Raw genomic sequence first — 13,431 nt, forward strand, 5'->3', positions numbered from 1 at the left:
AGTTGACACCTATGCTGAGTAGTTCACCGCACCCCAGCAGTTTCTAAAGATAAATCCTGAAACATGGGTGTGCTGAGGTAACGTTCACCAAAGGAAGGCTGAATCATTACAATTAAACGTCCGGCATTTTCTGGACGTTTACCTACTTGAATTGCAGCACACAAAGCAGCACCAGAAGATATCCCAGACAATAAGCCTTCTTCTTTTGCCAAACGTCGCCCATAAGCGATCGCTTGTTCATCACTGACTCTAATTACTTCATCAACCAATTCTAGACGCAGAACATCGGGGATAAATCCGGCCCCAATACCTTGAATTTTATGTGGCCCAGCCTCACCACCTGAGAGGACTGGGCTGTTGCTGGGTTCAACTGCGATCGCTTTAAAAGTCTTCTTGCGCTGTTTGAGTACCTCTGCAATCCCAGTAATCGTTCCACCAGTACCTACGCCAGCAATCACCATATCCACTTCCTGGTCTGTATCTGTCCAAATTTCTTCTGCGGTGGTTTCCTGATGAACTTTAGGATTGGCCGGGTTGCGAAACTGTTGCAGCATAAAAGCATTGGGAGTATTAGCTACAATTTCTTCGGCTTTGCGAATTGCTCCCCGCATTCCCTCAGCGCCTGGTGTTAACTCCAAAGAAGCACCATAAGCTCTCAGCATAGCTCGTCGTTCTTGGCTCATTGTCTCTGGCATTGTCAAAATCAAACGGTAGCCACGCGCAGCTGCTACCATTGCTAGAGCAATTCCTGTATTACCGGAAGTAGGCTCAACTAAAATCGTCTTTCCAGGGGAAATTGAGCCAGAGGCTTCTGCTGAGAGTACCATACTTAACCCAATGCGGTCTTTCACCGAAGCTGCTGGGTTCATCCCTTCTAATTTGACAACTATCCTCGCCACTACTCCCTCAGCTTGAGGAATCTTGTTCAGTTGAACTAAAGGAGTTCGTCCAATCAGTTCAGTTACGTCTTGAGCAATCCGCATTATTTAACTCCTAAAATCCTCAATATAGGACTTTTACTTGATTTTTGAACAAAACTCAGTACAGGTTTATTCCTTTTTCCCCCTTCAGAGTTCCCTGTTCCCTCTTCCCTCTTCCCTCTCTCTATGAGAGTTTCAGAAATCAAATCGGATTCCTATATTAGTACAGAGTATTTACTTGTAACAATAACCTTTTGTGTATTTAATTTGCAGTTGAGTGTCAATGAGTGCATATACTATGTATTATAACTAAACCATCAAATATGAAAGTTTAGGAAGAACTTTTATCAGATGTTTCCGTTGATTCTCTTCAGCAGACGGCTAGCTTGCCATCTTTGTATTTTACCATCTGGAATTACTGACTATTGCCTGCTGGGCTGAGATTGAATTTCTATAATTCTGTATTTATGATGGGCGACACGCCATTGGTGTCAACTTAACGTAAAAGTTATGTCCCGCAAGGAACTGAAGTTCCTTGCTAATAGCAAAAGTCTTCTGAAGATGACTAAAGATTTTTGAGAATCTTTTAGTCATCTTTAGATGACTTCAACTAAAAGCCAAAGAACTTTAGTTCAAGGTGGGTAGTGCAGCCAACAGATAAGCCATTTCTAGCCTAAGTTGACACCAATGGCGACACACCCACCCCACAAGATTGGATAATTCATTGATTGGAAGTCCCTAATTTACTTTCAAAATATTTAATTGCTTTTTCTAATTTATTATAGGAATCCGATTTGATTTTTGAACAAAATTAGGTATTTGTAGGGTGCGTTAGCGACAGCGTAACGCACCAAATCCTGACCAATGGTGCGTTACGCGAAACGCTAACGCACCCTACTAATTTATTTTCAAAATATTTAATTGCTTTTTCTAATTTATTAGTTTATTTTTATCAAGAGACATTGATATTTTCTGTTGAGTGCAGTTTTTCTCAACTCCAAATTGCATCGAAAACAGTCCTTATCCATTGCCTACATTGGTTTTAGGTTGAGTGCAAAAACACCAGAACCCCACCTCGAAAACACTAGAACCTCGTCTCAAAAACACTAGCACCCATACCCCAATTAATTTTTATAAGTCTGATCAGATCAGGATTACAGGCTTTGAGTACTATTCTAATGAATTTAATAATCTTAACGTGGCTGGGCTAAACTATTTTGTGGAGGGCGGCTGATATAAATCGTATAGGATTTACGCAGAGATTCCCCTCTACCCCCCAACATTCCTGAGCGAAAGCTTAGTGAACTAGGGGGGACTTCTTAATCTCTGTTTTGAGAGTTGGCTCAAACCAGATTCCAACAATCTGAGTGCGTCATTTCTGACTGAATAATCCTGCATTTTGTGAAAAGCCTGGTAACTTTTCAGTGGTCAGTGGTAATTAAAAAAATAACTGACAATTAACAATTGCGAAAATTACCGATTACACACATTTTAATATCAAAACTGTTTGATAGGTAGAAATATATAGCTACTTTCGATAAACAGTAAAAGATATTTTCTTCCTGGGTGCATACTACCTAGCAAGGGAGAGCCGAGATGAAAGCCAAACTTTTAAATATTATTACAGTTTGCGTAGTTACCTTAGCAGTGCTTTCTCCAGAACTAGTAGTATTTGGTATAGTTTGGGAGCGACATCTGGAGTTAGTAAAATCTCAGAATTTAGCTTGCGAAGTTAACAACACTACTACAGATGCTCCCGCCTTGGCTCCCCAGACAGAGAGTACACATTCCCCTCAAACTAGCATCCAATCTTCTGATCGTAATGTAGTTCATCAAATGCTGACTGTTGCTGAACAATATAAATTTGCCAATATTTTGCAATGGTTCTTCTTGTTAACCCCTATTTGTGTTGGGCTAGGAATTCTCTTTTACGACAGATATCTTGTTTATCGTGCTGCTGTTTTAAAAGAACAAGTTGAAATGTTAGAAAGACTGTGGCACCAAAGTATAGAACAGTAACCAATTGTCAATTTCCTCACCCAAATCAACAAATTTACCATGACAGAACAACGTCAAAATCTGTATTTTAATCTCATTGATGAGTTGCTCAAATGCCCAAATGGTCAAGAGCCAGAAATTTTAGAATCTCAGCCAGAATTGATGGATTCTGGTTTAGTAGAAACAATCTTACAAGTAGCAACTATGTTTGCTCATGAAGGTAATCAAGATGGCGCCCAATTTTTATTTTTTGTGGGGCGTGAGCTAGCTAAACAATTGGGTTTATACCCGGAAGTTCCCAATACTGAAGTTGCAAATCCTGAAGCTGCAAATAAGGAGTAAAAATGCTGTTGACTTCAACGGATGCGGGACAAATAGCTTTAGAACTGCTGATGGCAGATTGGAATATTTCAGAAGAGAACAGAGAATGGTTTACAATCTTTAACTCTCGTCTGATTGGCGAGAGTTGGTACACTGTGGAACTAGGTGTAGAAGGATTCCCAGATAGGTGGTTTATTCAAGTATATGACAATGGAGTGTGTGATCCAAACTATACATTTATTTCACCAATCCGTGGTTATGAAGGATTTACGGACTTTATAAATGTGCCGGATATCGTAGCAGAAGTCTTAGTTTGTGAACGCAATGCTCGATAATAAGTAAGTTGGCGCGAAAAAACCTAAATATGTTACGAAACGTAAATAGGCTTAAAACCCTTGTAAATGACGAAGGACAAATGACAAATGACAGCCTTAGCCAGTTAGCTTTAATTGTGCCGACCTACTTAATTAAAAATTCTTTCTTTGCGTCCTTAGCGGTAGCCTGCGGAAAGCCGCAACTCTTACCAGACGCACTCGCGTTTGCGTCTACGTTAAAAAAATTGACTTTGGCAAAGAGTTTTAGCCTTAACTGAACTGTATTGGGTTTTGTGTGTACAGCCGCAAATGAGATTCGCCAGTTATTTAAACCAATACTTTGATCTTTCATTCAATATAAAGATGCTTTCTGCAAATCGGAGGTGATACCAAATAAGGTACACCTCTTTTTGATGTAATATTTAATATTTTATTAAACCATAATCAGCGATTTTGTCATATTTAACTGATAAAATTATGTTATATTAAATAGCGTGATGGACGCTACAGAAATATCAGTTCCAATGATTGCTGAAGATATCTTAGCCAAAGAATTCACAAGAGTCGTCAACCATTACTACCCGCAAGTTGGGGAATTGCTGGATGGGTGTTATGTGAAAGTCATCACCTGTTTTTGGGGACGACCTGCTAGACGCTTGCAATATATCGGAATTTATTGCTCTGACGAAATGATTTCCTGCGTGCAAGCTCAAAAAGAAATACTCAGAGAAGTAGCAGACAATATGGGTCTGATGCAGGTAGTCTGCATAAATGCCAAGCGATTGTTGCGCGATCCTATGTCGAAGGTCAAATTGAACAATCCACGCCTATGGTTGGAGTTGCAGTGGGTTGCAACTTAGTTATTCATCGGATTAATTGAGTTTGTAGTAAGCACTTTAGTGCTTAAATATTTGAGGACTAAAGTGCTCAGTACAAACTTATTCAATGCGATAGGCCACTAGAACAACGAGCAGCGACGGTGAGTACAAAGTATCAACGCAAGTAATGAAAACTGGAATTTTCTGCAATTACGATAATTTTCACCAAGATGCTCGTCGTGCCATCTTTGAGCAAGTCGCGCTGGTAAAACAGGCAGAAAACTTAGGTTTTGAAGAAGCCTGGGTGAGTGAGCATCATTTTAGTGCATCCAATCTCAGTCCGTCCATGTTGGTGTTAGTGGCACATTTGGCGGGATTGACTTCAACTATCCAATTAGGCACTGCGGCGGTATTACTGCCATTCCATAACCCAATTAGAGTAGCGGAAGATATTGCCACTTTGGATAATCTGTGCAATGGACGATTATTATTTGGAGTTGCTAAAGGCGGCCCCTTTCCCCAACAAAACAAGCATTTTGCGACACTACCAAGTGAATCCCGTCCCAAGATGCTAGAGGCGATCGCATTGATTCAAAAGCTGTTATATGAAACTGATGTATCATTTAATGGCAAGTATTATCAATGCGATCGCTTGACAATTTACCCAAAACCATTGCAGAGGCAAATTCCAGTGTATGTTGCCACTGGCGGTGATGATGGTATCGAGTTTGCTGCTAAACATTCCTTCAGCTTGATGGGTGGGCCGCCATTTTCCCTAGAGAGATTGAAAGATACTGTTGCTAAATATCGAGCCTTAAATTCTAGTGGTGCGGAAAACTTTGTCCTGGCACGCTTCTTTTTTGTTGGCAAAACATTTAATGAGGCAGTGAGTGAAGCGTTACCTTTCGTTCGCCAATTTAGCCAGAAAATGAAAGCTAATTCGGCTGAAGTATTGCAAAATAGTGCAAATCCCAACCAAAAAGCATTTGATCGCACAAACATTTGTTTCGATGAAGATTATTTAATTGAGAATTCAATTATCGGTGATGTGGAGACTTGTCGAGACAAAATCAAGAAATTTCAGGACGAATTAAATTTAGGTACGCTAGCACTCAAACCCTCATCTTCGGATATGCAAAAAAACCTGGAGAGTTTGACGCGCTACAACCAAGAGGTGCGAAATTATGTCTTCTAAACTATACCTGCTTCCTCCCGATGATTTACCTCCCACTGAGGTAACAAAACAGGATGGAATGCTGCAAATGGAGCTAGAACAGTCTACTGGCAGATGCTTTTATTTAGCCTGCGATCGCATTACGCGAGTCCTATTATCTAATTGTCAGTGGTATATCACAACAAATGCTAGCATCCTCACATTAATTATTGACTGCCCTGATTTAGTATCTTACTGGCATATAGTCAGCAATATTCCCCAGTTGGGTAATAGGTTAGAGCGATTTGCTACCAATGGAAAAATCCGCGTTTATCCGCCATTTGGCAAGGGGATGCCCTTTGAAATTGGTGTTAATGAAATATCTGCTTATCGAGATTGGCTTTGAGGTAACTAGAAACTGGGAATCACACCAAATATAACTCTCTTCCACCCTGTACTCCTAAAGTGCAGGGTGTCAATACTGCATAGGTTTTGGTGCAACATCAATTGGAGATCCCCCTTAGTCCAATACACTTGGGTTAAGCATTTCTTCCCTCTCTTTCTCTCTTCTCTCTGTGCCCTCTGCGCCTCTGCGGTTCGATAAATTTGCGCAGGTTGGGTTTCGCTCCTCAACCCAACCTACAACGAGCATTTGTTGGGTAACACCAATTTTTTATGAAGCTGCATAGAATTCGATCCCCCCTTAATAAGGAGGGAACCGGAAAAACATCTATCAAAGTCCCCCCTTTTTAAGGAAAGCCCGCGCGATCGCAACCAGCTAGAGCCTCACCCCACCCCGGCTTTGTCTAAAGCCAAAACCTCCCCTCCCCGCTCTTCGGGAGGGGATTGAGGGGCTTTCAAATCCCCGCACTGTTACTGTGATAATGCGGATACTTGTTAACTGTTCACTGATTTAAACTCCCTCATCCCATAGACTCGCAGCGTTTCATCCCAAAGCTAGACGCGAAGTTTTTTATAATTATTTACAATCACGGGGGAAATGTACCTCAGATAACTGGAGACCAAAGATAAAAATGAGGTCGTTACCTAGCTAAATTTCTGGAATTCGTCATCATGTATGAACTAGTTCAAGCTGTCTTCAACGGTGATGAAAAAACTGCTCTGCATCAGTTGATTTATGCGTTGAGTGCTTCAGGTAAGCGTTACTTCCTGAGAAATGAGATTTTGCAAGCCTTTGCCGACCACTGTCATCAATCCGAAAAGCCAGCCTATTTCTACTATTCTTCTTCTGTTGGCAAACTGATACAGTACACCCACGAAATAATTCTTGAAGATGAAAGTACTTGGTTCGTGGTTCGACCAAGGATTGCTAACCAGGAAGTTTGGCAACTCACAGCCAACTTTAGCAGCTTTGAGCAGATGACGCCTCAAGCGCTGCTAGATGTGAGAGATCGCTTAGTCAACCGCTACCAACCCCACATCCTCGAAATCGACCTCCACCCCTTCTATGAAGGTTCCCCAAGAATCGACGACGCAAGAAATATTGGTCAAGGTTTAGCTTTTCTCAACCGTTACCTGTGCAATCAATTGTTGACTGACCCCGAATATTGGGTAGAAATGTTATTTCAAGCATTACATAGGTTGCAATACGATGGTATTCCCCTCTTGTTGAGCGATCGCATTTCTTCCGGTATTCAGTTAGCCAAACAAATTAAGCAAGCGCTCAAATTGTTGAGTGAGCGATCGCCCCATGAACCTTACGAAAAATTTAGCTTTGATCTCCAAGAACTCGGCTTTGAGCCGGGTTGGGGTAACACTGCGGCGCGAGTCTCCGAAACCCTAGAACTCCTCGACCGACTCATTTACTCTCCAGAACCGGGCATTTTAGAAACATTTGTAGCCCGCGTCCCCGCCGTCTTTCGCGTCGTCCTCATTTCCATCCACGGCTGGATCGGACAGGAAGATGTTTTGGGAAGAGATGAAACACTCGGTCAAGTTATCTACGTCCTCGAACAAGCTCGCAGCTTAGAAAATGAACTGCGGGAACAAATTAAGCTCGCTGGACTCAACCAGCTGGGCATTAAACCCCATGTAATTATTCTGACTCGCTTAATCCCTAACTGTGAAGAGACATTTTGCAACCTGCCTTTAGAAAAAGTCCAACATACTGAAAATGCTTGGATATTGCGCGTTCCTTTTGGTGAATTCAATCCAGAAATCACTAACAATTGGATTTCTAAATTTGATATTTGGCCTTATTTAGAACAATTTGCTATAGATGCAGAAAAAGAACTACTAGCTCAATTTAAAGGCAAACCTAGTCTGATCGTTGGCAATTATAGTGACGGTAATTTAGTGGCCTTTCTCCTATCTCGTCGCATGAAAGTTACCCAGTGCAACATTGCCCATTCCTTGGAAAAACCTAAATATCTATTTAGCAATTTATATTGGCAAGATTTAGAAGAACAATATCATTTCTCGGCACAATTCACCGCCGATTTGATTAGCATGAATGCAGCCGACTTTATTATTACATCGTCCTATCAAGAAATTGTCGGCACACCTGACACCATAGGTCAATACGAGTCGTACAAATGGTTTACGATGCCGCAACTGTATCATGTGGTTGATGGAATTGACTTGTTTAGTCCTAAATTTAACTTAGTGCCACCGGGAGTAAATGAAAATATTTTCTTTCCCTATAGCCAAAAAGAAAACCGAGATTCTCACCTTCGTACACAAGTTCACGATCTACTTTTTAGCCGCGAAGACGCCCGAATATTTGGTCATTTAGATCACCCTAATAAGCGACCAATATTTGCCGTTGATACCATCAGTTCAATCAAAAACTTCACTGGTTTAGCTGAATGCTTTGGTAAAAGTCAGGCGTTGCAAGAGCGTTGTAACCTAATCCTTGTAAGTAGTAAACTGCATCCAGATGAAGCTATAAACTCAGAAGAAGCAGAAGAAATTCAAAAACTCCACGACATTATTGATCAATATCATCTTTATAGCAAGATTCGCTGGGTGGGAATGCGTATCCCCAGCAGTGAACTCGGCGAAGCCTACCGAGTAGTTGCAGATTCTCAGGGGATTTATGTCCATTTTGCCCGCTTTGAATCCTTCGGTCGGAGTATTTTGGAAGCGATGATTTCCGGTTTGCCAACTTTTGCGACTCAATTTGGCGGTTCTTTAGAAATTATCGAGAACCAAGAAAACCGATTTAATGTTAATCCTACAGATTTAGAAGGAACAGCAACGAAAATTTTAGACTTCCTTGAACAATGCGATACTCGTGCTGAATACTGGTACGAAGTTTCAGAATGGATGAGTCAGCGAATTCATCATAAATATAATTGGCATTTACATAGCAATCAATTACTATTGCTTGCTAAAATGTTTAGTTTTTGGAACTTGGTTGCTCCCGAAAATAACGAAGCTAGAGATCGGTACATGGAAACCTTATTTCATCTCATTTATAAACCCAGAGTTGAAAAGATTTTGGAAAAACACATGGGGGGATGAGGGGGATGAGGGGGATGAGGGAGATGAGGAAGAGACTGATTCATCCACCTCGGAACTGGATTCATCTCTGTCCCTAATGCCCAATTCCCAATACAACTAACTCTACCAGAGGCTGCGCCAACGACTTACCTCGACAACGCTTGCCACAAGTCGCTCAGTACAAGTGCCCAATTCTCAATCCCAACTTATGCAAACAAAAGGTCGTTCTCGCCATTTTATATACACAGACTGGATATTAATCGAAACCCAGTTTGACCCTGAGCAATTGCACTCCAAAGAAACCGTCTTTACAATCGGCAATGGATACCTGGGAACAAGGGGCAGTTTTGAGGAAGGTTATCCTCATGCATTGCCAGCTACTTTTATCCACGGTGTCTACGATGATGTGCCAGTGGTGTACACTGAACTGGTAAATTGCCCTGACTGGCTACCTTTGGTAGTGATTGTCAATGGCGATCGCTTCCGTCTGGATCAAGGTGAGATATTGGGTTACGATCGCCAGCTTGATTTACGTCAAGGACTACTGATCCGCGCCTTGCGTTGGCGCTCTCCTGGTGGAAATACTATAGATATCAGTTTTGAACGCTTTGCTAGTCTTGCAGATCCACACGTGTTGGGACTACGCTGCCATTTAACGCCAGTAGATTTTGATGGGTTAATCGAAGTTCAAGCTAGTATCAACGGCTATCCAGAAAATCAGGGTTTTAATCACTGGGAAGGACTAGACCAGGGTAAGACTGAGGAAGGAATCTGGTTGCAACGCCGCACCCGCAACTCCCGAATTGAACTCTGTATGGCAGCTAAGGTGACAATATTAGGCACTGAAGCATCTTTGCAAGTCAGTACCGCACCTGGTTATCCTAGCTTGACTACAAACTTCTTGGCTAAAGCACAACAGACCGTGACGGTGGAAAAACTAGTGACAGTTTTTACCTCGCGGGACATTGAAACACCAGCCGCAGCAGCTCAAGAAAAACTCGCGCACCTGTCAGACTACGCAACATTACTAAAAGCCAATCAAGAGGCATGGGATGAGGTTTGGCAGCAAAGTGACATCCTCATTGAAGGGGATAGCACAGCTACTTTTGCTGTTCGCTACAATCTGTTTCAGCTGCTGATTGCTGGGCCACGGGATGATGACAGGGTGAGCATTGCTGCTAAAACCCTTTCCGGGTTTGGCTATCGTGGTCATATCTTTTGGGATACAGAAATTTTTATGCAGCCCTTGTTTCTGTTTACCCAACCAAAGATCGCTCGTAATTTACTCACTTACCGTTGGCACACCTTACCAGGAGCGAGACGCAAGGCAGCCCATTACGGCTATAAAGGGGCAATGTTTGCCTGGGAAAGTGCTGATACCGGGGATGAAGTGACACCACGTTGGGCTATCGGCAGTGATTTTTATGGTGAAGACGTGCGGATTTGGTGCCGCGATCGCGAAATTCATATTAATGCAGATATTCCCTATGCCGTTTGGAACTATTGGCAAACCACTGGTGATGATGACTGGATGGAAAAGTGCGGCGCAGAGATGATCTTGGATGCCGCGATCTTTTGGGGTAGCCGCGTCGAATTCAATCCTGAGCGCCAAAAGTATGAAATTCGGGGAGTGATCGGAGCAGATGAATATCATGAATTCGTCCACAACAACGCCTTTACCAACCGCATGGCGCAATGGCATCTAGAGAAAGCGATCGCAGTTTATGATTGGCTGTTTCACAAATTCCCCGAACGAGTCACCGAACTAGAACAGAAACTAAAACTCACCTCCCAAGAGCGATCGCACTGGCAAGATATCATCGCCAAAATATTGTTTCTTGATGATCCATCAACAGAAATAATCGAGCAGTTTGAGGGATTTTTCCAATTGGAAGATATCAACTTAGCAGACCATGAACCACGCGATCGCTCCATCCAAGCCATCTTGGGTATGGAGAAAACTAATAAATCTCAACTAATCAAGCAGCCAGACGTATTAATGCTACTATATTTAATGCGAGAGTCAGCAGATTTCCCCTACAACGAAAAGGCATTGCAGTCCAACTGGGACTACTACGCACCCCGCACCGATATTACCTATGGTTCATCTCTTGGCCCAGCAGTTCAAGCTATTTTAGCTTCAGATTTGGGCAAATCAACGGAAGCTTACGAACAGTTTATGCGGGCGTTAATGGTGGATCTTGAAGATAACCGAGGTAACACCAGCGATGGAATTCACGGCGCTAGTGCAGGTGGTATTTGGCAAGCTGTAATTTTTGGATTCGGCGGCATCCAAATAACCGAAAATGGCCCTGTAGCCAACCCCCACCTACCCCCAGGCTGGACGCGCCTGAAGTTTAAACTGCACTGGCAAGGGTTATGGCACGACTTTGATCTGCATCGGGGATTGGGCATGGGGCATGGGGGAGCCAGCGCTGTGGGCGGGTTTCCCGACTTGAGGCCACTGGCGTCATCGGGCATTGGCCATGGGAATAAGGAGACAAGCAGACAACCAGACAAGCAGACAACGCAGATAACCGATGCCCAATCCCCAATACTCAACATCCAAGGATTCATCTTCGACCTAGATGGTGTGCTAACAGATACAGCAGAACTTCACTATCTAGCTTGGCAGAAGCTAGCAGATGAAGAGGGTATACCCTTTAATCGACAAGCTAACGAAGCCCTGCGGGGTGTCTCGCGTCGTGCTTCCCTGATGCTGATTATTGGGAATAGACTTTATTCGGAAGCACAAATTGAGGAGATGATGGAGCGCAAGAATCGCTATTATGTGAAATTGCTCGAAAACATCACATCCCAGGATTTGTTACCAGGTGCGATCGCCCTCTTGGATGAACTGCGGCAAGGGGGGATTAAAATTGGTATTGGTTCAGCTAGCAAAAATGCCCGCACAGTGATCGAGCGATTGGGCATTGCCGACAAAGTAGACGCGATCGCTGACGGTTACAGTGTACAACAACCCAAGCCAGCACCCGACTTATTTCTATACGCAGCCAAGCAGCTAGGACTAGAACCAGAGCAATCTGTAGTTGTAGAAGATGCCGCAGCAGGCATTGAGGCTGCTTTAGCTGCTGGTATGTGGGCAGTAGGACTCGGCCCCATTGAACGAGTTGGAGCTGCTCATGTTGTTTTACCCAGCCTAACAGGTATTAAATGGGCAAATTTAAAGGCCAAATTAAGCAATATTGCCAGACAAAAACATCATAAGTAGGTCGGCGCAATTAAAGCTAACTGGCTAAGGCTGTCACTTGTACTGCCCTTATAGCGGTTTTCGCTTGGATGCAATACAGTTTGACCTCACTTCCATTCCTCTCTCCTTTTAGGAGAGAGGCTTTGAATATTACTCCCCAACGCTAGTAGGGAAGGGGCTGGGGGTTAGGTCTGTATCAATACGGTTCAGTTAAGGCTAAAACTCTGTTATCCAAGTCAATTTTTTAACGTAGACGCTTCGGCTTGCCGCAGGCTACCGCCAAGGCGCAGAGGACGCAGAGAGTAGAAAGAGAAGGAAAAAAATTGCTTAACTGAACTGTATTGAGGTCTGTATTCCATGCAATTGAGAATCGCTATAAGAGCGGGACGCACTCGCGTTCGACTACGCTCAGGAACCGCGCAGCCGAAGTAGCGTAGTCGAAGTAAGTCGAGGTAAGTCGAAGTATTGGTCACTAGTAAAGATTTTAAGGCCTACTTCCCTCTAGTTCTCAGTCGCGGTGTTTTTCCGGTTTTGGGTCTGGCTCTTGGGCAACGCTTGCTTTCGCGCTGGGTTCTGTCCTGCCTTGCGCCGTGTTTTTGGGGTCGCTACCTGTTCCGTCAGCGTGGGGTCTGTCGCCAGTTCCAGGTTTAGCTGGGTGGTTTGGCTGTTGTCAGGTTGTTGCCCCTGCTCAGTCTCCAGTTCAGTTGTCTCTGTTTTAGCAGTTTGGGCGGCCAACTCCCGCCCCAGCTTCTGGGCGATCGCCTCCCGCACAAATTCCAGCCTGCGATCGCCCAAATTCCTAAGCGCCTCATCCATCGAGGACGTAAGCCGAATATTTAAAAGTTTCTCTAGAGGCTCAATCCCAGCCGCATCACGTTTAATAGTCTTACCAAATTCTGGGTTCCCTCCAGGGCGACCGCTAGCCAAACTACCCATATTTTTCTCTAATATCTGCATTGAGATTCTAGCAAGTATACACGCTATCTTCTTAAACCCCCACATTCAGCAAGCCCTAATTATACTCAATTTTTTGCCCTCCGCAGGTTGTTTTGTCAAAACCGGAATTGGGATAAAACGGCTACAACTAAGTCCTGGCAATAAATTCACGTTTTTTATCATCTATGGGGGGTGAGCGAAGTTTTTACTCTCAAACAGGCTAAGTTTGTTGAGAATAGTGTCAATCACCTCAACTTTCACACTTACCAGAGTTGCGTTAGCGTAGCTCACCGAA

At 43.4% G+C, this 13,431-nt stretch carries 10 protein-coding genes; 8 read left to right on the forward strand and 2 right to left on the reverse strand.

Annotation, left to right across the window (positions count from 1 at the left end; translation table 11 throughout):
- Positions 1-23: 23 nt before the first annotated feature.
- A complete protein-coding gene (gene cysK, locus LC605_RS01245; RefSeq protein WP_229545767.1) occupies positions 24-983 on the reverse strand; it encodes a cysteine synthase A in 960 nt (319 codons plus the stop codon).
- 1,533 nt (positions 984-2,516) lie between these two features.
- Between cysK and LC605_RS01250 the strand changes: the two genes are divergently transcribed.
- The 8 genes from LC605_RS01250 (at position 2,517) to pgmB (ending at position 12,221) form a co-directional block, all read left to right on the forward strand.
- On the forward strand, positions 2,517-2,939 hold the full coding sequence (locus LC605_RS01250) for a hypothetical protein (protein ID WP_229545768.1): 423 nt from the start codon (positions 2,517-2,519) through the stop codon (positions 2,937-2,939).
- Positions 2,940-2,978: 39 nt separating this feature from the next.
- Positions 2,979-3,260 (forward strand): hypothetical protein, encoded by a 282-nt coding sequence (locus LC605_RS01255; protein WP_229545769.1) that lies wholly within the window; start codon positions 2,979-2,981, stop codon positions 3,258-3,260.
- A gap of 2 nt (positions 3,261-3,262) precedes the next feature.
- Positions 3,263-3,574 carry a hypothetical protein gene (locus tag LC605_RS01260; protein ID WP_229545770.1) on the forward strand — a complete coding sequence of 104 codons (312 nt, stop codon included), beginning with the start codon at positions 3,263-3,265 and terminating at the stop codon, positions 3,572-3,574.
- Positions 3,575-4,050: 476 nt separating this feature from the next.
- Positions 4,051-4,413: a hypothetical protein gene (locus tag LC605_RS01265; RefSeq protein ID WP_229545771.1), complete on the forward strand. Its 363-nt coding sequence runs from the start codon at positions 4,051-4,053 to the stop codon at positions 4,411-4,413.
- 145 nt (positions 4,414-4,558) lie between these two features.
- Positions 4,559-5,566, forward strand: coding sequence for an LLM class flavin-dependent oxidoreductase (locus LC605_RS01270; RefSeq protein WP_229545772.1), 1,008 nt, complete (start codon positions 4,559-4,561; stop codon positions 5,564-5,566).
- Positions 5,556-5,930 (forward strand): hypothetical protein, encoded by a 375-nt coding sequence (locus LC605_RS01275; RefSeq protein WP_229545773.1) that lies wholly within the window; start codon positions 5,556-5,558, stop codon positions 5,928-5,930. Before LC605_RS01270 ends, LC605_RS01275 begins: the two co-directional genes overlap by 11 nt.
- 668 nt (positions 5,931-6,598) lie before the next feature.
- Positions 6,599-9,010 (forward strand): sucrose synthase, encoded by a 2,412-nt coding sequence (locus tag LC605_RS01280; RefSeq protein WP_229545774.1) that lies wholly within the window; start codon positions 6,599-6,601, stop codon positions 9,008-9,010.
- Between the two features lie 187 nt (positions 9,011-9,197).
- Complete coding sequence (pgmB, locus tag LC605_RS01285; protein WP_229545775.1) at positions 9,198-12,221, forward strand: beta-phosphoglucomutase; 3,024 nt, start codon at positions 9,198-9,200, stop codon at positions 12,219-12,221.
- 480 nt (positions 12,222-12,701) lie between these two features.
- On the opposite strand, the gene LC605_RS01290 is transcribed toward pgmB, so the two are convergent.
- Positions 12,702-13,157 (reverse strand): hypothetical protein, encoded by a 456-nt coding sequence (locus tag LC605_RS01290; RefSeq protein ID WP_229545776.1) that lies wholly within the window; start codon positions 13,155-13,157, stop codon positions 12,702-12,704.
- Positions 13,158-13,431: the final 274 nt, after the last annotated feature.

The sequence above is a fragment of the Nostoc sp. CHAB 5836 genome (assembly GCF_020829445.1).
Classification (GTDB): domain Bacteria; phylum Cyanobacteriota; class Cyanobacteriia; order Cyanobacteriales; family Nostocaceae; genus Nostoc.

Bases quoted from the DNA above. Each gene is read 5' to 3' on its own strand.
- cysK (WP_229545767.1), bottom strand. From the start codon at position 983: ATGCGGATTGCTCAAGACGTAACTGAACTGATTGGACGAACTCCTTTA.
- LC605_RS01250 (WP_229545768.1), top strand. From the start codon at position 2,517: ATGAAAGCCAAACTTTTAAATATTATTACAGTTTGCGTAGTTACCTTA.
- LC605_RS01255 (WP_229545769.1), top strand. From the start codon at position 2,979: ATGACAGAACAACGTCAAAATCTGTATTTTAATCTCATTGATGAGTTG.
- LC605_RS01260 (WP_229545770.1), top strand. From the start codon at position 3,263: ATGCTGTTGACTTCAACGGATGCGGGACAAATAGCTTTAGAACTGCTG.
- LC605_RS01265 (WP_229545771.1), top strand. From the start codon at position 4,051: ATGGACGCTACAGAAATATCAGTTCCAATGATTGCTGAAGATATCTTA.
- LC605_RS01270 (WP_229545772.1), top strand. From the start codon at position 4,559: ATGAAAACTGGAATTTTCTGCAATTACGATAATTTTCACCAAGATGCT.
- LC605_RS01275 (WP_229545773.1), top strand. From the start codon at position 5,556: ATGTCTTCTAAACTATACCTGCTTCCTCCCGATGATTTACCTCCCACT.
- LC605_RS01280 (WP_229545774.1), top strand. From the start codon at position 6,599: ATGTATGAACTAGTTCAAGCTGTCTTCAACGGTGATGAAAAAACTGCT.
- pgmB (WP_229545775.1), top strand. From the start codon at position 9,198: ATGCAAACAAAAGGTCGTTCTCGCCATTTTATATACACAGACTGGATA.
- LC605_RS01290 (WP_229545776.1), bottom strand. From the start codon at position 13,157: ATGCAGATATTAGAGAAAAATATGGGTAGTTTGGCTAGCGGTCGCCCT.